A 17,341-nucleotide genomic window follows, 5' to 3' on the forward strand; every position below is an offset into this window, starting at 1 on the left:
GCAGACAAAGCATACAAAGCAGACAAAGCAAACAAAGCAGACAAAGCAGACAAAGCAGACAAAGCAGACAAAGCAGACAAAGCAGACAAAGCAGACAAAAACCCCGACCCATTATAGGCACGCGCCCGTGCCCGAAACCCCGCCCCGCCGGCCTTCGTCCCGACGGCGTAAAATGAGATGAACACCGTACGGTTTTCGCGCCGAGTCTCAAACGAGCAAACCAGAAGAACGCCCAGACCGAAAGCATCACGCGAAAACGCGCAACGCCCGTACCAAGCGCGCAAGCCAAAGAACGCAAAGCCGCACCGCCCGGAGACAAGCACGTGAATCACCCCACCGAACATCAGGCGCTCCAGAAACGCCCCTTCCCCGCCGCGCTTCTCGATGCCCTGAAGCAGCAATTCGCCGACCGCGTCTCGACCGCGCAAGCCGTCCGAGAACACCACGGCCGCGACGAATCGCCGTTCGATCCGCAACTCCCCGACGCCGTCGTGTTCGCGCGCAGCACCGATGAAGTCCAGAGCATCGTCAAACTCTGCGCCGAGCACGACGTTCCGATCATCCCCTACGGCAACGGCTCCTCACTCGAAGGCCACTTGCTCGCGGTGCAAGGCGGCGTCTCCATCGACTTGTCGGAGATGAACCAGATCGTCGCGATCAACGCCGAAGACCTCACGGTGACCGTGCAGCCCGGCATCTCCCGCAAGCAACTGAACGAAGCGCTCAAGGACACGGGCCTCTTCTTCCCGATCGATCCCGGCGCGGACGCCAGCATCGGCGGCATGTCCGCGACGCGCGCCTCCGGCACCAACGCCGTGCGCTACGGCTCGATGCGCGAGAACGTCCTCGCGCTCACCGTCGTCCTCGCCGATGGCCGCATCATCAAGACCGGCACGCGCGCGCGCAAATCGTCGGCGGGCTACGATCTCACGCGCCTTTTCGTCGGCTCGGAAGGCACGCTCGGCGTCATCACCGAAATCACCGTGCGCCTCTATCCGCAGCCCGAAGCGATCTCGGCGGCCGTGTGCGCTTTCCCGTCGATGGGCGACGCCGTGCGCGCCGTCATCGAAACGATCCAGATGGGCGTGCCGATCGCGCGCGTCGAATTCGTCGACAAGCTCGCCGTGCGCGCGATCAACCGTCATTCGAACCTGACGCTGCGCGAATCGCCGATGCTGTTCTTCGAATTCCACGGCACCGAATCCGGCGTCAAGGAACAGGCGCAGACCGTGCAGGACATCGCCGCCGAGAACAAGGGCGAAGACTTCGAATGGGCGACGCGCCCCGAAGACCGCAGCCGTCTCTGGAACGCGCGCCATTCCGCCTACTTCGCGATGCTGCAACTGAAGCCCGGCTGTCGCGCGGTGACCACCGACGTCTGCGTGCCGATCTCGCGGCTCGCCGAATGCGTCGAGGAAACGGAGAAGGACTTGCAGGGCTCGTACTTGCCGAGCCCGATCGTCGGCCATGTCGGCGACGGCAACTTCCACGTCGCGATGCTGCTCGATCCCGCCAAACCCGAAGAACTGGAAGAAGCCGAGCGCATCAATCGGCTCATCGTCCGGCGTGCGCTGAAGATGGGCGGCACCTGCACCGGCGAACACGGCGTCGGGCTGCACAAGATGGGCTTTCTGGTCGAGGAACATGGCGAGGACGCCGTCGACACGATGCGCGCCATCAAACAGGCGCTCGATCCGAAGAACCTGATGAACCCGGGGAAAATCTTCACTTTCGAAGGCTGACGAAGTCGCGCAAGATGCACGGATGGAACAGGCGGCGCTGACCGCGCAGGCATCAAAAGGAGGAGACGTGAACGCACCCGACGAGCTCAAACCCGAGCAAATGTCGCCCAATCTGCCGCACGAGGACGCGCCCGAGTTGACCGAAGATCAACTCGCCGCGCGTCAGCGTGAAGTCGTGCAGGCGCTGATGGCCGTGCTGCCGACGCATTGTCTGCTCTTTCGGGAAGAAGACACCGCCGCGTATGAATGCGACGGCCTCGCCGCGTACCGGCGCCTGCCGCTCGCCGTCGCGTTGCCGGAAACCGAAGCGCAGGTGCAGCGCGTCGTGCAGATCTGCGCGCGCCTCGCCATTCCGATCGTCCCGCGCGGCGCGGGCACCGGCCTCTCCGGCGGCGCAATGCCGATTCGCCACGGCATCGTGCTGTCGCTCGCGCGCTTTCGCAAGATCATCGAAGTCGACCCGTATGCGCGCACCGCGACCGTGCAGCCCGGCGTACGCAACCTCGCCATTTCGGAAGCCGCCGCGCCCTTCGGCCTTTACTACGCGCCCGATCCGTCGTCGCAGATCGCATGCACCATCGGCGGCAACGTCTCCGAAAACTCCGGCGGCGTGCACTGCCTGAAATACGGCCTCACCGTCCACAACGTGTTGCGCGTGCGCGCGGTGACGATGGACGGCGATGTCGTCGAATTCGGCTCGCTCGGCCCCGATGCGCCCGGCCTCGATCTGCTCGCGGTGCTGATCGGCAGCGAAGGCATGTTCGCGATCGTCACCGAAATCACCGTCAAGCTGATCCCGAAGCCGCAGACGGCGCAGGTCATCATGGCGAGCTTCGACGATGTCGTGAAAGGCGGCAACGCGGTCGCGGCGATCATCGCGGCGGGCATCATTCCGGCCGGTCTGGAGATGATGGACAAACCGGCGACGCGCGCCGTCGAGGAGTTCGTGAACGCCGGCTACGACCTCGATGCCGCCGCGATCCTGCTGTGCGAATCGGACGGCACGCATGACGAAGTCGCCGAGGAAATCGTGCGCATGACGGCCGTGCTGCGCGAGCACGGCGCATCGCGCATCCAGATTTCGCGCTCCGAAACCGAGCGCCTCAAGTTCTGGTCGGGCCGCAAGAACGCGTTTCCGGCGGCGGGCCGCATCTCGCCGGACTATTACTGCATGGACGGCACCGTGCCGCGCCGCTCGATCGGGCCGCTGCTCGCGCGCATCGAAGAGATGGAGAAGAAGTACGCGCTGCGCTGCATCAACGTGTTCCATGCCGGCGACGGCAACATGCACCCGCTGATTCTGTTCAACGGCAACGATCTCGACGAATGGCATCGCGCCGAGGCGTTCGGCTGCGACATCCTGGAGTGCTGCGTCGAGCTGGGCGGCACCGTGACGGGCGAGCATGGCGTGGGCATCGAAAAGATCAATTCGATGTGCGTGCAGTTCTCGCCGGAAGAGCGCGACGCGTTCTTCGCCGTGAAGCGCGCGTTCGATCCGCCGGGCCTGCTCAACCCCGACAAGGGCATCCCGACGCGCGCGCGCTGCGCCGAGTACGGCAAGATGCATGTGCGCGGCGGACTGTTGCCGCATCCCGAATTGCCGCGCTTCTGAACCCGGACGAAGCGCGGCGCGCGTTCCGCTATCCATGTTTCTACGAGTGCGACGACGTTAAGCGGCCGGTACAATCGACCGGACAGGCGTCAGAAAGCCGAACACAGAAGTCGAATACCGAGATCGACGAACAAGCGGAACACCCATGGAACAGGACGACATCGTCGCCGGCTGGTCGGAGCGGATCGCCCGGGCCACCGAAACCGGCACGCTGCTGCGCATTCGCGGCGGCGGCACCAAGGACTGGTACGGTCAGACGCTCCAGGGAGAGATCCTCGACACGCGCGCCTATCGCGGCATCATCGCCTACGATCCGGCGGAACTCGTCATCACCGCGAAGAGCGGCACGCCGCTCGCCGAAATCGAAGCGGCACTGAGAGAACACAATCAGATGCTGCCGTTCGAGCCGCCGCACTTCGGGCGCAATGCGACGCTCGGCGGATGCATCGCCGCCGGGCTCGCGGGCCCGCGCCGCGCGTGGACCGGCGCACCGCGCGATTTCGTGCTCGGCGCGGTCGTCATGAACGGCCACGGACAAGTGCTGCACTTCGGCGGGCAAGTGGTGAAGAACGTCGCGGGCTATGACGTGTCGCGCCTGCTCGCCGGATCGCTCGGCACGCTCGGGCTGATTCTCGAACTGTCGATCAAGGTGCTGCCGCGCCCCGTCGCCGAAGCCACGCTGAAATTCGACATGCACGCGACCGACGGCGTGCGCAAGCTCAACGAATGGGGCGGCCATCCACTGCCGATCTGCGGCAGCGCGTGGCGCGACGGCACGCTCGCGCTGCGTCTCGCGGGCGCGGAGGCCGCCGTGAAAACCGCGCGCAACACGCTCGGCGGCGAAGTCGTCGATGCAGTCGAGGCGGATCGATTCTGGATCGGCATGCGCGAGCAGACCGACCCGTTCTTCGCGGTGATCGAGCCGCGTTCGGCGCTGTGGCGGCTCGCGTTGCCGTCGATCGCCGAGCCGCTGCATCTGCCGGGCGCGCAACTGATGGAATGGGGCGGCGCGCAACGCTGGTGGATCACCGACACCGATCCGCAAACCGTGCGCATCAGCGCGAAGCAGGCGGGCGGCCACGCGACGATCTTCCGCGCCGGCTCCGCCTACGACCGCAACGCGGGCGTCTTTACACCCCTGCCCGCGCCGCTGATGAAGATTCATCGTGGATTGAAAGCCGCATTCGATCCGGCGCGCATCTTCAACCGCGCGCGTTTGTATCCCGACTTCTAGGCGCCTCGATGCAAACCAATCTCGCCGAATTCATCCGCGGCACGGCCGATGGCGACGAAGCCGACGCCATCCTGCGCAAGTGCGTGCATTGCGGCTTCTGCACGGCGACCTGCCCGACGTATCAGTTGCTCGGCGACGAGCTCGACGGGCCGCGCGGGCGCATCTATCTGATGAAGCAGATGCTCGAAGGCGCGCCGGTCTCGCGCAGCACGCAACTGCATCTGGACCGCTGCCTCACCTGCCGCAATTGCGAAAGCACGTGTCCGTCGGGCGTGCAGTATGGGCGGCTCGTCGAGATCGGGCGCAAGGTCGTCGAAGAAAAGGTCGAGCGGCCGATGCGCCATCGCCTGCAGCGTCGCTTTCTCGCGAGTTTCCTGCCGAACAGCACGCTCTTCACGCCCGCGATGAAGCTCGGCCAGCAGTTCCGCGGCATTCTCCCGCGCAAGCTGCGCGCGAAGATTCCGGTGCCCGAGCGGCTGCTCGCCGCGCCCACGAACAAGCACGAACGCAAGATGCTGATGCTCGCCGGATGCGTACAACCGGCGATGATGCCCAACGTGAACACGGCGACCGCGCGCGTGTTCGACGCGCTCGGCATCGAAACGGTCACGGCGCCCGGCGCGGGCTGTTGCGGCGCGATCCGCCTGCATCTGGGCTACAACGACGACGCGCTCGACGACGTGCGCAACAACATCGACGCCTGGTGGCCTTACGTGGAAAGCGGCGTCGAGGCGATCGTGATGAACGCGTCGGGATGCGGCGCGACGGTGAAGGAATATGCGCATCTGCTGCGCAACGATCCGGCTTACGCGGAAAAAGCGCAGAAGATCGTCGACCTGACGCGCGATCTCGCCGAAATCCTGCCGATGTACGAAGAAGAGCTCGTCGGGCTCGCGCGGCGGCGCGGCGTGCACACGGTCGCATTCCATCCGCCGTGCACGCTGCAGCACGGGCAGCAGATTCGCGGACGCGTCGAGCATCTGCTGACCGCGCTGGGACTCGAAGTGCGCCTGCCTGCCGACAGCCATCTGTGCTGCGGATCGGCGGGCACCTACTCGGTCCTGCAGCCCAAGCTCTCGTACACGCTGCGCAACCAGAAGCTCGACCGACTGGAAAAACTGGAGCCGCAGTTGATCGTGTCGGCGAACGTCGGCTGCATCGCGCATTTGCAAAGCGGCACGTCGACGCCCGTCACGCACTGGATCCAGTTGCTGGAGCATCTGCTGTACGGCTGATGCCGCTTCGTATAATGAGTGGCTCGATTGCCCCACGCCCAAGCATGTCCATCGCTCAACATCTCGAAGAAGTCCGGCAGCGCATCGCGAAGGCGGCGCACGACGCGTCGCGCGATGCGGCCTCCGTCAGGCTGCTGGCCGTGTCCAAGACCTTTCCTGCGAACGACGTGCGCGCCGCCTTCGAAGCCGGCCAGCGCGCGTTCGGCGAGAACTACGTGCAGGAAGGCATCGCGAAGATCGCGGAGCTGGCCGATCTGCGCGGCGAAATCGAATGGCATTTCATCGGGCCGCTGCAATCGAACAAGACGAAGGTCGTCGCCGAGCAGTTCGACTGGGTGCATTCCGTCGACCGGCTGAAGATCGCCGAGCGGCTCTCCGCGCAGCGTCCGCCGGGCACGCCCGCGCTCAACGTGTGCGTGCAGGTAAACGTGAGCGGCGAGGCGTCGAAGAGCGGCGTCGAACCGGACGACGCCGCCGCGCTCGCTCATGCGGTGGCCGCGCTGCCCGGCTTGGCGCTGCGCGGCCTGATGGCGATTCCCGAACCCGCTGAAACACTCGATGCGCAACGCCGGCCGCACGCGCGCCTGCGCGAACTGATGGACACGCTGCGCGCCGGCGGCCTCGATCTCGACACGCTCTCGATGGGCATGTCCGCCGATCTCGAAGCCGCCGTGCTCGAAGGCGCGACGATGGTGCGCATCGGCACCGCGATTTTCGGCGCGCGTACTTACACCACCTGACCTCACCCTCAACATGAAAATTGCATTCATCGGCGGCGGCAACATGGCCGCGGCGCTCATCGGCGGTCTCGTCAAGCGCGGCACGGCGGCGGCGGATATCTACGCCGTCGACATCAACGACGCAGCGCGCGAGCGTACGGCGAAGGAGTTCGGCATCGCGACGGGCGCGGCTGTCGACGCGAAGCTCGCCGGTTACGACGCGATCGTGCTCGCCGTGAAGCCGCAGGTGCTCAAGAGCGTGGCCGAAGCACTCGCGCCGCATCTGACGAAGCAGATCGTCATCAGCATTGCGGCCGGCATCCGCGCGACGGATCTCTCGCGCTGGCTGAACGGCTACACGCAGATCGTGCGCACGATGCCGAACACGCCGGCGCTGATCGGCATGGGCGTGACCGGCCTCGCCGCGTTGCCCGAAGTGACCGATGCGGCGAAAGCGCTGGCGTCGCAAGTGCTCGAAGCGGTTGGCACGGCCGTATGGTTCGACGACGAAGCAAAGCTCGACGCCGTCACCGCGATCTCCGGCAGCGGCCCCGCGTACGTGTTCTATTTCATCGAAGCGATGCAGGAAGCGGCGCGCCAGCTCGGCATGGACGAGGCACAAGGCCGCGCGCTCGCGGTCGCGACCTTCACCGGCGCGGCGCAACTCGCGGCGCAATCCGGCGAGCCGGCGAGCGTGCTGCGCGAGCGTGTGACGTCGAAGGGCGGCACGACGGCGGCGGCGCTCGCATCGTTCGATGCGCAAGGCGTGAAGGATGCCATCGTGCGCGGCGCGCTGGCGGCACAAGCGCGGGCAAAAGAGATGGGAGACGAATTGGGCGGCGCTTGAGCAAACGCACCGGATTCACGCAAAAACGGCAGCCTCACAGGCTGCCGTTTGTTTTTCAGGCCAGCGCGTAATGCAGCGCGATGCCCGCGAACAGCATCCCGCCGAGCCAGTTGTTGTGCTTGAACGCGGCGAAGCACGCCATTCGTTCGCGGTTGCGAATCAGCCCGTAGTGATACACCGCGCAGAGCGCCGCCGCGATCCAGCCGATCCAGTAGAGCCAGCCGAAGCCGAGCGCAATGCCGATCCCGACGTAGATCGCGAGCATCGCCGCGTAGCAGAGCATCACCGCGAGCACGTCATGGCGTCCGAAGGTGAGCGCGGAGGTGCGAATGCCGATCTTGATGTCGTCGTCGCGATCGACCATCGCGTATTCGGTGTCGTACGCGACCGACCAGAACACATTCGCGGCGAGCATGATCCACGCGAGCATCGGCACGTGGTTCTGCACGGCGGCGAAGGCCATCGGAATGCCGAAGCCGAACGCGATGCCGAGATACGCCTGCGGGATCGCGAAGAAGCGCTTGGTGAACGGATACGAGCCCGCGACGAACAGCGCGAACACCGACAGTTCCTTCGTGAGCGTGTTGAGCGGCAGGATCAGCAGGAACGCGACGAGCGCGAGCGCCGCCGCGAGCGCGACCGCTTCCCATGCCTTGATCTTGCCCGACGTGATCGGCCGCTCCGCCGTGCGCTTCACGTGCCGGTCGAAGTCGCGATCCGCGTAGTCGTTGATCGCACAACCCGCCGAGCGCATCAGGATCGTGCCGATGACGAAGATGACGAGCAGCATCGGCGACGGGCGGCCTTCCGAGGCGATCCACAGCGCATTGAGCGTCGGCCACAGCAGCAGCAAGCTGCCGATGGGCTTGTCGAGGCGCACGAGGCGCATGTAGAGCGGGAGACGGGCGAGCATGGCGAAAGTCGATGCAGAAGGACGCGATGCGCCTATTTTAGAACAGCGCGTCCGACGCTCCTCAAAAGCAAAAACCCCGCGTCAGGGCGGGGTTTCATCGCTTCGAAACGGCGAACGCTCAGGCGAGCATCGCGCGCAGCATCCACGCGGTCTTCTCGTGCGTCTGCATGCGTTGCGTGAGCAGGTCGGCGGTCGGCTCGTCGTTGGCGGCTTCGGTCGCCGGAAAGATTTCGCGCGCGGTGCGCACCACGGCTTCCTGACCTTCCACCAGTTGGCGGATCATTTCTTCGGCCGCCGGCACGCCGTCCGCTTCCGGAATCGACGACAGCTTCGCGAATTCCTTATAGCTGCCCGGCGCATGCACGCCCAGCGCGCGAATGCGTTCGGCGATCGAATCCACCGCGAGCGCGAGTTCGTTGTATTGCGTCTCGAACATCAGATGCAGCGTATTGAACATCGGACCCGTCACGTTCCAGTGAAAGTTGTGGGTCTTCAGATACAGCGTGTACGTGTCGGCCAGCAGCCGCGACAGCCCATCGGCGATCTTCTTGCGGTCCTTGTCGCTGATGCCGATATTGACGGCAGGTGCCGTGCCTTTCTTCGCCATGATGACTCCGTGAGAGAGTGATTCGACCGGTGCGAACGCCGCGCCCAAGCTCTTGCCGCGCGGCGTTTCGAGCGTCCGACAGTTTATCGTAGAAACGGGGAACGATTCATTGCGCCTCGATGACGCAACCCGCGCCGCCGATCACGCTCAGGCGCCGACCACAGCGCTCGCGACGACGAGCCCATAGCCCGCCGCGACGATGCCGAATGCGATCGCGACGCGCACGCCGCGCGATGCCCGAACGCTCGTCGCTTCGATCTGATCGACAGCCTGCGCGATATGGTTCAACGCTTGAGACATGATGTTTCTCCCGTGCTTAAAGGCGCCTCTGTCAGACAGCGGCGGCATTTTCCTCGTCGACAATCTGGCCGAGCTTCGCGAGCGCATCGATCACGCCCTGCGCGTAAGCCGGATCGACACGGCGGAAATGTTCGATCTGCCGCACGACGATCTCGTTCGGCACGCCGTGAATGTGCCGCGCGATATTGCCGAAGAATCGTTCGCGCTGGGCCTCATCGAAAAGCCTGAACAACGCGGCCGGCTGGCTGTAGTAATCGCCGTCCTCGCGATGGTCGTAGCGATACACCATGCCGCCCACGAGCGGCGGCTCGTTCGCGTTCACGTCCTGCGCGAATTCGCCGTAACGGTTCGGCTCGTAGTTCACGCGGCCGCCGAGATTGCCGTCGGTGCGCATCGCGCCATCGCGATGGAACGCATTGGCGATCGGCGCACGCGGCGCATTCACCGGAATCTGGTGATGGTTGATGCCGAGGCGATAGCGCTGCGTGTCGCCATACGAGAACAGACGCCCCTGCAACAGCCGGTCCGGCGAAAAGCCGATGCCCGGCACCACGTTCGCCGGCGAGAACGCGGCCTGCTCCACGTCCGCGAAGTAGTTCTGCGCATTGCGGTTCAACTCGATCACGCCGACATCGATCAGCGGATAGTCCTTGTGCGACCACACCTTCGTGATGTCGAACGGATTCACCTTCGACTTCGCGGCTTCTTCCTCCGTCATCACCTGAATGCGAAAATTCCAGCGCGGGAAATTGCCGTTGTCGATGTGCTCGACGAGATCGCGTTGCGCGCTCTCCCGATCGCTCGCGATCACGGCGGCCGCTTCGGCGTCCGTGTAGTTTTCGAGCGGCTGCTGCGACTTGAAGTGGAACTTCACGTAGAAGCGCTCGCCGTCCTTGTTGATGAACGAGAACGTGTGCGAGCCGAAGCCGTGCATCTGACGGTAGTTCTTCGGAATGCCGCGGTCGCTCATGAGGATCGTCACCTGATGCAGCGATTCCGGATGACGCGACCAGAAATCCCACGCTGCGACGTTGCTGCGAAGGTTCGTGTACGGATCGCGCTTTTGCGTGTGGATGAAGTCGGGAAACTTCAGCGGATCGCGGATAAAGAACACCGGCGTGTTGTTGCCGACGACGTCCCAGTTGCCCTCTTCCGTGTAGAACTTGATCGAAAAGCCGCGCACGTCGCGCTCGGCGTCGGCTGCGCCCCGCTCGCCCGCGACCGTCGAGAAGCGCATGAAGACGGACGTTTCCTTGCCGATCTCCGCGAACAGCTTCGCCTTCGTGTAGCGCGAGATGTCGTGCGTCACGCGAAACGCGCCGAACGCGCCGGAGCCTTTCGCGTGCACGCGGCGCTCGGGAATCACTTCGCGGTCGAAGTGCGCGAGCTTCTCGACGAGCCAGAAGTCCTGCAACGTGACGGGACCGCGCGGGCCGGCGGTCTGCGAGTTCTGGTTGTCGCCGACAGGTGCGCCTGCGGCAGTGGTGAGTCGTTGAGTCGTCATCGTGATGTTCCTGTTTTTTTAGTTTGCGTTAGATGAAGGGCCGCGTGCATTCACGCGACGCGGGCGAAATCGGCGAGGATCGAAACCGCGATATCGCGAAGGCCGTCCCAGCGGTCGAAAAAATTCGTGGTGTGCATGAAATCCTCTGTCTCGTGACGTCGGATCAGATCGACGGTGAAGAAATCCTAACTCATACTATTGATATCTATAAATCGATTAAATTTATATATGCGATAGGTCAACGCTCACGAATGTTTTGCCCGCGCGCGATGGCGCAGAAAGCAAAACGCCGCGCTCCGTTGCCAGAGCGCGGCGTTGTTGGGGGAAGCGTGATCGCCTAGTTCACGGCGACAGGCATGTCGAGCTTTCTCACGCCCGGCAGATCGCAATTGGCGATCGCTTCGCAAATGGCGTCGATGGCAGGCATGCGCGTGAAGCTCTTGCGCCAGGCGAGCACGACGCGCCGGTCCGGCACAGGCTCGTCGAACGGCACGTAGCTGAGCAGGCCCGAATCGATGCCCGCGGCGTGCGGCTTCACCTCGCTGACCGACATGCGCGGCAGCACCGTGATGCCGACGCCGCTCGCGACCATATGGCGAATCGTCTCCAGCGACGAACCTTCGAAGGTCTTCTGGATGCCGTCCGCGTTTTGCGAAAAACGCATGAGTTCGGGGCACACGCCGAGAACGTGATCGCGGAAGCAATGACCGCTGCCGAGCAGCAGCATCGTTTCCTGTTTGAGATCGTCCGGATCGATCTTCGGCCGGTTCTCCCACGCGTGGCCCGACGGCATCGCGACGACGAACGGCTCGTCGTAGAGCGCGCGCACCATCAGACCCGTTTCGGGAAACGGCAGCGCCATGATCGCGACATCGATTTCGCCCTGCTTCAGCAGTTCGATCAGCTTGAGCGTGTAGTTCTCCTGGAGCATCAGCGGCATCTGCGGGACCGACTTGATCATCTGCTTGACCAGAGTCGGGAGAAGGTACGGCCCGATCGTGTAGATCACGCCCAGACGCAGCGGCCCGACGAGCGGGTCCTTGCCCTGCTTGGCGATTTCCTTGATGGCAAGCGTCTGCTCGAGCACGCGCTGCGCCTGCGTCACGATCTGCTCGCCGATGGGCGTCACGCTGACTTCGCTCGTGCCGCGCTCGAAGATCTGCACGTTGAGTTCGTCTTCGAGCTTCTTGATGGCCACCGACAGGGTCGGCTGGCTGACGAAGCACGCCTCCGCCGCGCGGCCGAAATGCCGTTCGCGCGCGACCGCGACGATGTACTTCAGTTCAGTGAGGGTCATTGGAGGCCAATGAAATACATTGATTCAATAGGTTTGAGTTATACACCTGCCAGCCGCCGTTCGACAACTTTTGCCGAATCGCCATCCGCGCCGGTTAAATAGGGACCGACACGGCTCGCGCGAGTTCATTTCACGCCTTCAAATAGTGCTCCCGCGCGCCGAGCCAGCGCGCGAGATGACGCGTGACCGCGTCGGGAAACTGGGCGAGCATCTGATCGGCGGCCGCGCGCGCCGGTTCGATCAGCCAGCCGTCGTTTTCGAGACTGGCGAAGCGCAGCATCGCTTCGCCCGACTGGCGCGCGCCGAGAAACTCGCCGGGACCGCGAATTTCGAGATCGCGCCGGGCAATCTCGAAGCCATCGGTCGTTTCGCGCATCGTTTGCAGGCGCGCGCGCGCCGTCTGCGACAGCGGATTCGAGTACATCAGCACGCAGACGGACGCGGCGCTGCCCCGTCCCACGCGCCCGCGCAACTGATGCAACTGCGCGAGGCCGAAGCGCTCCGCGTGCTCGATCACCATCAGCGACGCGTTGGGTACGTCCACGCCGACTTCGATCACCGTCGTCGCGACGAGCAACTGCACGTCATTGCGCGAAAACGCGTCCATCACCGCGGCTTTCTCGGCGGGCGCGAGCCGGCCGTGAACCAGCCCGACGCGCAGTTCCGGCAGCGCGCCGACGAGCGTTTCGTACGTCTCGACGGCAGTCTGAAGCTGCAGCGTCTCGCTTTCCTCGATCAGCGGGCAGACCCAGTACACCTGCCGTCCGGTCAAAGCCGCCTCGCGCACGCGTCCGATGATCTCGTCGCGCCTGCCGTCCGAGACCACTTTGGTGAGAATCGGCGTGCGGCCGGGCGGCAATTCGTCGATGGTCGAGACGTCGAGATCGGCGTAGTAGGTCATCGCGAGCGTGCGCGGGATCGGCGTCGCGGACATCATCAGTTGATGCGGCTGGAAGTCCTGCCTGCCGTCCGCCGCGTTGAGCGCCTTCGCGCGCAACGCGAGCCGCTGCGCGACGCCGAAGCGATGCTGCTCGTCGACGATCACGAGCCCGAGGCGCGCAAACTCCACCGCGTCCTGAATGATCGCGTGCGTGCCGATGACAAGCTTCGCCGTGCCGAGCGCCGCCGCTTCGAGCGCGGCGCGTTTTTCCTTCGCCTTGAGACTGCCCGCGAGCCACGCGACCGTGACGCCCAGCGGCTCCAGCCAGCCGCGCAGCTTGCGCGCATGCTGCTCCGCGAGAATTTCGGTCGGCGCCATGAGCGCGGCCTGATAACCGGCGTCGATGGCCTGCGCCGCCGCCAGCGCCGCGACGATCGTCTTGCCGCTGCCGACATCGCCCTGAAGCAGACGCTGCATCGGATGCGCGAGCGTCAGTTCGCCCGCGATTTCCGCGACCACGCGCTGCTGCGCGCCGGTCAGCGCGAACGGCAGCGCGCGCAGCAGGCGCACGACGAGCGACGCGTCGTCGTCCGGCAAGCGGCGCGGCATCGCGGGCGCGGCGCGCGTGCGCCGCTCTTCGTGCGCGCGTTTGAGCGACAGTTGCTGCGCGAGCAATTCCTCGAACTTGATGCGCGTCCACGCCGGATGCGTGCCGTCGATGAGCGCGGTTTCGTCGGAATCGGCGCGCGGATGGTGGAGCGTCTTGACGGCATCGAGCAGACCAGGCACGTTCAGCGGCGCGAGATGCGCCCGCGCGATCGGCTCGGGCAGCAGTTCCGGCAGCGACACGCGCGAGATCGCGGAATCGATCGCCTTGCGCAAATACGCCTGCGAAATGCCCGCCGTGGACGGATAGACCGGCGTCAGCGCTTGCGGCAGCGGCGTGTCGTCTCCGACGGGACGCACCGCCGGATGCACCATCTCCAGTCCGAAGAAGCCGCCGCGCACGTCCCCGCGCACGCGCAGGCGCACGCCGATCGCCATCTGCTTGACCTGCGAACCGTAGAAATTGAGAAAGCGCAGCGTGAGTTCGTCGCCGGCGTCGTCGTGGATCTTCACGAGCAACTGCCGGCGCGGACGATAGGCGATTTCGTTGTCGAACACGACGCCTTCGGTCTGCGCGACATCGCCCGGAATCAGCTCGCCTACAGGCGTGAGCGAGGTTTCGTCCTCGTAGCGCATCGGAAGATGAAGGACGAGATCGATGTCGGATTTCAGGCCGAGCCTGGCGAGCTTGTCCGCCGTCTTGACGACCGGTTTCGGCTTGTCGTCCGTTTTCGCCTTCTTTTTCGCCGGCGCGGCGGCACGCGGCGCGTCGCTTTCCTCCATGGCCAGCGGATCGGTCGAGGCGGCTACGCGGCGGTCGGACAAGGGCATTGACTCTCTTCGCAAGTACAATATGAGGTTTGTTCGGCGCGATTGCGCTTTTTTCGCATCCTGTTCGCGCCTGAGTTGCATCACCCGGTCACGCCATGTTCACGCTTTCTGATTTCGATTTTAATCTGCCGCCCGAGCTGATCGCGCAGAGCGCGCTCGCCGAGCGCAGCGCAAGCCGTCTGCTCGAGGTGGACAATCGCGCCACGCCCGCCACGCTCGTCGACCGGCGTTTTTCCGAGCTGCCCGGCCTGCTCGCGCCGGGCGATCTGCTGGTGTTCAACGATACCAAAGTCCTGAAGGCGCGCTTCTTCGGCCAGAAGGCCAGCGGCGGACGCGTCGAAGTGCTGGTGGAGCGGCTGACCGGTGCGACCACGGCGCTCGCGCAGATCCGCGCCAGCAAGAGCCCGGCCGAAGGCAGCGTGATCCGCCTCGCGGAGGCCTTCGACGTGACCGTGGGCGTTCGCGTCGAGCCTTTCTACACGCTGCACTTCCCGGCGGAATGCCTGACGCTCATCGAGCAGTTCGGGCGCTTGCCGTTGCCGCCGTACATCGAGCACGACGCCGACGCCTACGACGAGACGCGCTATCAGACCGTGTATGCGGCGAATCCGGGCGCGGTGGCCGCGCCGACCGCCGGTCTGCATTTCGATGACGCGCTTTTCGCGGAACTCGAAAACCGCGGCGTGGAGCGCGCGACCCTGACGCTGCACGTCGGTGCCGGCACGTTCCAGCCGGTGCGCGTCGAGAATATCGCCGAGCACAAGATGCACAGCGAGTGGTACGACCTGCCGCAAGCGCTCGTCGATCGCATTTCGGCGGTGAAGGCGCGCGGCAACAAGGTGATCGCGGTCGGCACGACGTCGATGCGCGCGCTCGAAGCCGCCGCGCGCGATGCGGCGGTTGCTGGACGCCCGCTCGCCGGCAGCCAGGCCGAAACCGACATCTTCATCACGCCGGGCTACGAATTTCGCGTCGTCGACCGGCTCGTGACGAACTTCCATCTGCCGAAGTCGACGCTGCTGATGCTCGTCTCCGCGTTCGCGGGCATGGATACGATCCGCGACGCGTATCGCCACGCGATCGAACAGAAATACCGTTTCTTCAGCTATGGCGATGCCATGCTGCTGACGCGGCAGAAATAAGCTTTCTCAACCCCTTTGCGCCGGACTGTTCTCCGGTTGCAGGAGCATCCGAAGATGACCGCAGGTCACCACACTCCGCCCGAAAACGGGCTCAAGTTCGAATTGCTGACGACCGATGGCCAGGCGCGCCGCGGCCGGCTCACACTCAATCACGGCGTCGTCGAAACGCCGATCTTCATGCCGGTCGGCACCTATGGCACCGTCAAGGCGATCCAGCCGCGCGAGCTCGAAGAGATTCGCGCGCAGATCATCCTCGGCAACACGTTCCACCTGTGGCTGCGTCCTGGCCTCGAAGTCATTGCCGCGCATGGCGGCCTGCACAGATTCATGGGCTGGAACCGGCCGATTCTGACCGATTCGGGCGGCTTTCAGGTGTTTTCGCTGGGAGAACTGCGCAAGATCACTGAAGAAGGCGTCACGTTCGCGTCGCCGATCAACGGCGACCGGCTCTTCCTCTCCCCCGAAGTGTCGATGCAGATCCAGAAGGTGCTGAACTCCGACATCGTCATGCAGTTCGACGAATGCACGCCCTACGCGACCAACGGCATTCCGACCTCGCACAAGGACGCCGCGGATTCCATGCGCATGTCGATGCGCTGGGCGAAGCGCTCCATCGACGAGTTCGACCGGCTCGGCAATCCGAATGCGCTGTTCGGCATCGTGCAGGGCGGCATGTTCGAAGACCTGCGCGACGAATCGCTCGCGGGGCTGTCGGACATCGGCTTTCACGGATTCGCGATCGGCGGGCTTTCGGTCGGCGAGCCGAAGGAAGACATGATGCGCGTGCTGAATCACATCGGTCCGAAGCTGCCCGCGGACAAGCCGCACTATCTGATGGGCGTCGGCACGCCGGAGGATCTCGTCGCGGGCGTCGCGGCGGGCGTCGACATGTTCGACTGCGTGATGCCCACGCGCAACGCGCGCAACGGCTGGCTCTTCACGCGGTTCGGCGATCTCAAGATCAAGAACGCGACGCACAAGAACTCGATGAAGCCGCTCGACGAATCCTGCGCCTGCTACACGTGCCAGAACTTCACGCGCGGTTATCTGCACCATCTGCATCGCGTCGGCGAAATTCTCGGCGCGCAACTGAACACGATCCACAACCTGCATTACTACCTGCAGCTGATCGGCGAAGTGCGCGAATCGATCGAAAATCATTCTTTCGAAGCATTCCGCAAGACCTTTGCGGAGCATCGCGCGCGCGGCGTCGATTGAATTCGCCATCGAACGATCGAGAACAATCGAGAACACGCGATCCAGCATTACAATCGCCTTTCTGTCACTTGCGGCAAATGCCGTCGGTATCCGGTAAAACCGCGCCGTAACGGCTTGATGACAAAGCGCATTCCCGGAGTCTCGCGGCATGGGCGAGTGGTAGAATAGCGGGCTAATTTCTATTCGAGTATTTCGAACGTATTTGTGACGTTTTAACGGAGAGACCAACGTGTCGTTCATTTCCAATGCCTTTGCACAAGGCGCAACCGGTGGCGCGGAATCGAGCCTGATGAGCTTCCTGCCGCTGATCCTGATGTTCGCGGTGCTGTACTTCATCATGATCCGTCCGCAGATGAAGCGTCAGAAGGAGCATCGCAACATGCTCGCCGCCATGGCCAAGGGCGATGAAGTGGTGACGAACGGCGGCATCGTCGGCAAGATCACGAAGGTGACGGATGCGTACGTGGGCGTGGAAATCGCCGAAGGCACGGAAATCACCATCCAGAAGGCGGCCGTGACGACCATTCTCCCGAAGGGCACGATCAAGTCGCTGTAAGGCCACTCGTTCCACCGCGTCCGGCGCGGCCTCGCACACCGAGCCATCCGAGTCTTCCCGACCGGCTCGTCGCGCATAACGCCGGACGCCCTCTCCTC

Annotated in this window: 16 protein-coding genes; 10 read left to right on the forward strand and 6 right to left on the reverse strand. The window is 64.4% G+C overall.

Features of this window, described 5'->3' with window-relative positions; translation table 11 throughout:
- The first annotated feature begins 323 nt into the window (after nucleotides 1-323).
- The 6 genes from U4Y90_RS29840 to proC all read left to right on the forward strand — a co-directional run bounded on the left by U4Y90_RS29840 (nucleotide 324) and on the right by proC (nucleotide 7,389).
- A complete protein-coding gene (locus tag U4Y90_RS29840) occupies nucleotides 324-1,742 on the forward strand; it encodes an FAD-binding oxidoreductase (protein WP_321800037.1) in 1,419 nt (472 codons plus the stop codon).
- 100 nt (nucleotides 1,743-1,842) lie between these two features.
- Nucleotides 1,843-3,354, forward strand: coding sequence for an FAD-linked oxidase C-terminal domain-containing protein (locus U4Y90_RS29845; protein WP_321800145.1), 1,512 nt, complete (start codon nucleotides 1,843-1,845; stop codon nucleotides 3,352-3,354).
- Between the two features lie 145 nt (nucleotides 3,355-3,499).
- Nucleotides 3,500-4,588 (forward strand): glycolate oxidase subunit GlcE, encoded by a 1,089-nt coding sequence (gene glcE / locus U4Y90_RS29850; protein ID WP_321800038.1) that lies wholly within the window; start codon nucleotides 3,500-3,502, stop codon nucleotides 4,586-4,588.
- Between the two features lie 8 nt (nucleotides 4,589-4,596).
- Nucleotides 4,597-5,823, forward strand: coding sequence for a glycolate oxidase subunit GlcF (gene glcF, locus U4Y90_RS29855; RefSeq protein WP_321800040.1), 1,227 nt, complete (start codon nucleotides 4,597-4,599; stop codon nucleotides 5,821-5,823).
- Nucleotides 5,824-5,867: 44 nt separating this feature from the next.
- Nucleotides 5,868-6,563 carry a YggS family pyridoxal phosphate-dependent enzyme gene (locus U4Y90_RS29860; protein ID WP_321800041.1) on the forward strand — a complete coding sequence of 232 codons (696 nt, stop codon included), beginning with the start codon at nucleotides 5,868-5,870 and terminating at the stop codon, nucleotides 6,561-6,563.
- Between the two features lie 13 nt (nucleotides 6,564-6,576).
- Nucleotides 6,577-7,389 (forward strand): pyrroline-5-carboxylate reductase, encoded by an 813-nt coding sequence (gene proC / locus U4Y90_RS29865; protein ID WP_321800043.1) that lies wholly within the window; start codon nucleotides 6,577-6,579, stop codon nucleotides 7,387-7,389.
- Nucleotides 7,390-7,444: 55 nt separating this feature from the next.
- On the opposite strand, the gene ubiA is transcribed toward proC, so the two are convergent.
- From ubiA to U4Y90_RS29885, 4 genes are all read right to left on the reverse strand, one after another.
- Nucleotides 7,445-8,302 carry a 4-hydroxybenzoate octaprenyltransferase gene (ubiA, locus tag U4Y90_RS29870; RefSeq protein ID WP_321800044.1) on the reverse strand — a complete coding sequence of 286 codons (858 nt, stop codon included), beginning with the start codon at nucleotides 8,300-8,302 and terminating at the stop codon, nucleotides 7,445-7,447.
- 118 nt (nucleotides 8,303-8,420) lie between these two features.
- A complete protein-coding gene (locus U4Y90_RS29875; RefSeq protein WP_106854747.1) occupies nucleotides 8,421-8,909 on the reverse strand; it encodes a Dps family protein in 489 nt (162 codons plus the stop codon).
- Nucleotides 8,910-9,056: 147 nt separating this feature from the next.
- Nucleotides 9,057-9,209 carry a hypothetical protein gene (locus U4Y90_RS29880; RefSeq protein WP_321800047.1) on the reverse strand — a complete coding sequence of 51 codons (153 nt, stop codon included), beginning with the start codon at nucleotides 9,207-9,209 and terminating at the stop codon, nucleotides 9,057-9,059.
- Between the two features lie 31 nt (nucleotides 9,210-9,240).
- Nucleotides 9,241-10,713, reverse strand: a complete 1,473-nt coding sequence (locus tag U4Y90_RS29885; protein ID WP_321800048.1) for a catalase — start codon at nucleotides 10,711-10,713, stop codon at nucleotides 9,241-9,243.
- A gap of 44 nt (nucleotides 10,714-10,757) precedes the next feature.
- Here U4Y90_RS29885 and U4Y90_RS29890 point away from each other — a divergent pair, with 44 nt between their 5' ends.
- Nucleotides 10,758-11,054 (forward strand): hypothetical protein, encoded by a 297-nt coding sequence (locus U4Y90_RS29890; RefSeq protein WP_321800050.1) that lies wholly within the window; start codon nucleotides 10,758-10,760, stop codon nucleotides 11,052-11,054.
- On the opposite strand, the gene U4Y90_RS29895 is transcribed toward U4Y90_RS29890, so the two are convergent.
- Both U4Y90_RS29895 and recG read right to left on the reverse strand, forming a co-directional pair.
- Complete coding sequence (locus tag U4Y90_RS29895; protein ID WP_106854749.1) at nucleotides 11,051-12,010, reverse strand: hydrogen peroxide-inducible genes activator; 960 nt, start codon at nucleotides 12,008-12,010, stop codon at nucleotides 11,051-11,053. The genes U4Y90_RS29890 and U4Y90_RS29895 overlap by 4 nt on opposite strands.
- A gap of 130 nt (nucleotides 12,011-12,140) precedes the next feature.
- Nucleotides 12,141-14,327: an ATP-dependent DNA helicase RecG gene (gene recG / locus U4Y90_RS29900; protein WP_321800053.1), complete on the reverse strand. Its 2,187-nt coding sequence runs from the start codon at nucleotides 14,325-14,327 to the stop codon at nucleotides 12,141-12,143.
- A 95-nt stretch (nucleotides 14,328-14,422) separates the two neighbouring features.
- On the opposite strand from recG, the gene queA reads away from it, so the two are divergent.
- The 3 genes from queA (at nucleotide 14,423) to yajC (ending at nucleotide 17,243) form a co-directional block, all read left to right on the forward strand.
- On the forward strand, nucleotides 14,423-15,469 hold the full coding sequence (gene queA, locus U4Y90_RS29905; protein ID WP_321800054.1) for a tRNA preQ1(34) S-adenosylmethionine ribosyltransferase-isomerase QueA: 1,047 nt from the start codon (nucleotides 14,423-14,425) through the stop codon (nucleotides 15,467-15,469).
- A gap of 54 nt (nucleotides 15,470-15,523) precedes the next feature.
- Complete coding sequence (tgt, locus tag U4Y90_RS29910; protein WP_321800056.1) at nucleotides 15,524-16,687, forward strand: tRNA guanosine(34) transglycosylase Tgt; 1,164 nt, start codon at nucleotides 15,524-15,526, stop codon at nucleotides 16,685-16,687.
- Nucleotides 16,688-16,916: 229 nt separating this feature from the next.
- A complete protein-coding gene (yajC, locus tag U4Y90_RS29915) occupies nucleotides 16,917-17,243 on the forward strand; it encodes a preprotein translocase subunit YajC (protein ID WP_008351510.1) in 327 nt (108 codons plus the stop codon).
- The last annotated feature ends 98 nt before the right edge of the window (nucleotides 17,244-17,341 follow it).

This window comes from Caballeronia sp. J97, from assembly GCF_905220305.1.
Taxonomy (GTDB): domain Bacteria; phylum Pseudomonadota; class Gammaproteobacteria; order Burkholderiales; family Burkholderiaceae; genus Caballeronia.

Excerpts from the sequence above, each read along its gene's own strand:
- U4Y90_RS29845 (WP_321800145.1), top strand. The coding sequence starts at position 1,843 with ATGTCGCCCAATCTGCCGCACGAGGACGCGCCCGAGTTGACCGAAGAT.
- glcE (WP_321800038.1), top strand. The coding sequence starts at position 3,500 with ATGGAACAGGACGACATCGTCGCCGGCTGGTCGGAGCGGATCGCCCGG.
- glcF (WP_321800040.1), top strand. The coding sequence starts at position 4,597 with ATGCAAACCAATCTCGCCGAATTCATCCGCGGCACGGCCGATGGCGAC.
- U4Y90_RS29860 (WP_321800041.1), top strand. The coding sequence starts at position 5,868 with ATGTCCATCGCTCAACATCTCGAAGAAGTCCGGCAGCGCATCGCGAAG.
- proC (WP_321800043.1), top strand. The coding sequence starts at position 6,577 with ATGAAAATTGCATTCATCGGCGGCGGCAACATGGCCGCGGCGCTCATC.
- ubiA (WP_321800044.1), bottom strand. The coding sequence starts at position 8,302 with ATGCTCGCCCGTCTCCCGCTCTACATGCGCCTCGTGCGCCTCGACAAG.
- U4Y90_RS29875 (WP_106854747.1), bottom strand. The coding sequence starts at position 8,909 with ATGGCGAAGAAAGGCACGGCACCTGCCGTCAATATCGGCATCAGCGAC.
- U4Y90_RS29880 (WP_321800047.1), bottom strand. The coding sequence starts at position 9,209 with ATGTCTCAAGCGTTGAACCATATCGCGCAGGCTGTCGATCAGATCGAA.
- U4Y90_RS29885 (WP_321800048.1), bottom strand. The coding sequence starts at position 10,713 with ATGACGACTCAACGACTCACCACTGCCGCAGGCGCACCTGTCGGCGAC.
- U4Y90_RS29895 (WP_106854749.1), bottom strand. The coding sequence starts at position 12,010 with ATGACCCTCACTGAACTGAAGTACATCGTCGCGGTCGCGCGCGAACGG.
- recG (WP_321800053.1), bottom strand. The coding sequence starts at position 14,327 with ATGCCCTTGTCCGACCGCCGCGTAGCCGCCTCGACCGATCCGCTGGCC.
- queA (WP_321800054.1), top strand. The coding sequence starts at position 14,423 with ATGTTCACGCTTTCTGATTTCGATTTTAATCTGCCGCCCGAGCTGATC.
- tgt (WP_321800056.1), top strand. The coding sequence starts at position 15,524 with ATGACCGCAGGTCACCACACTCCGCCCGAAAACGGGCTCAAGTTCGAA.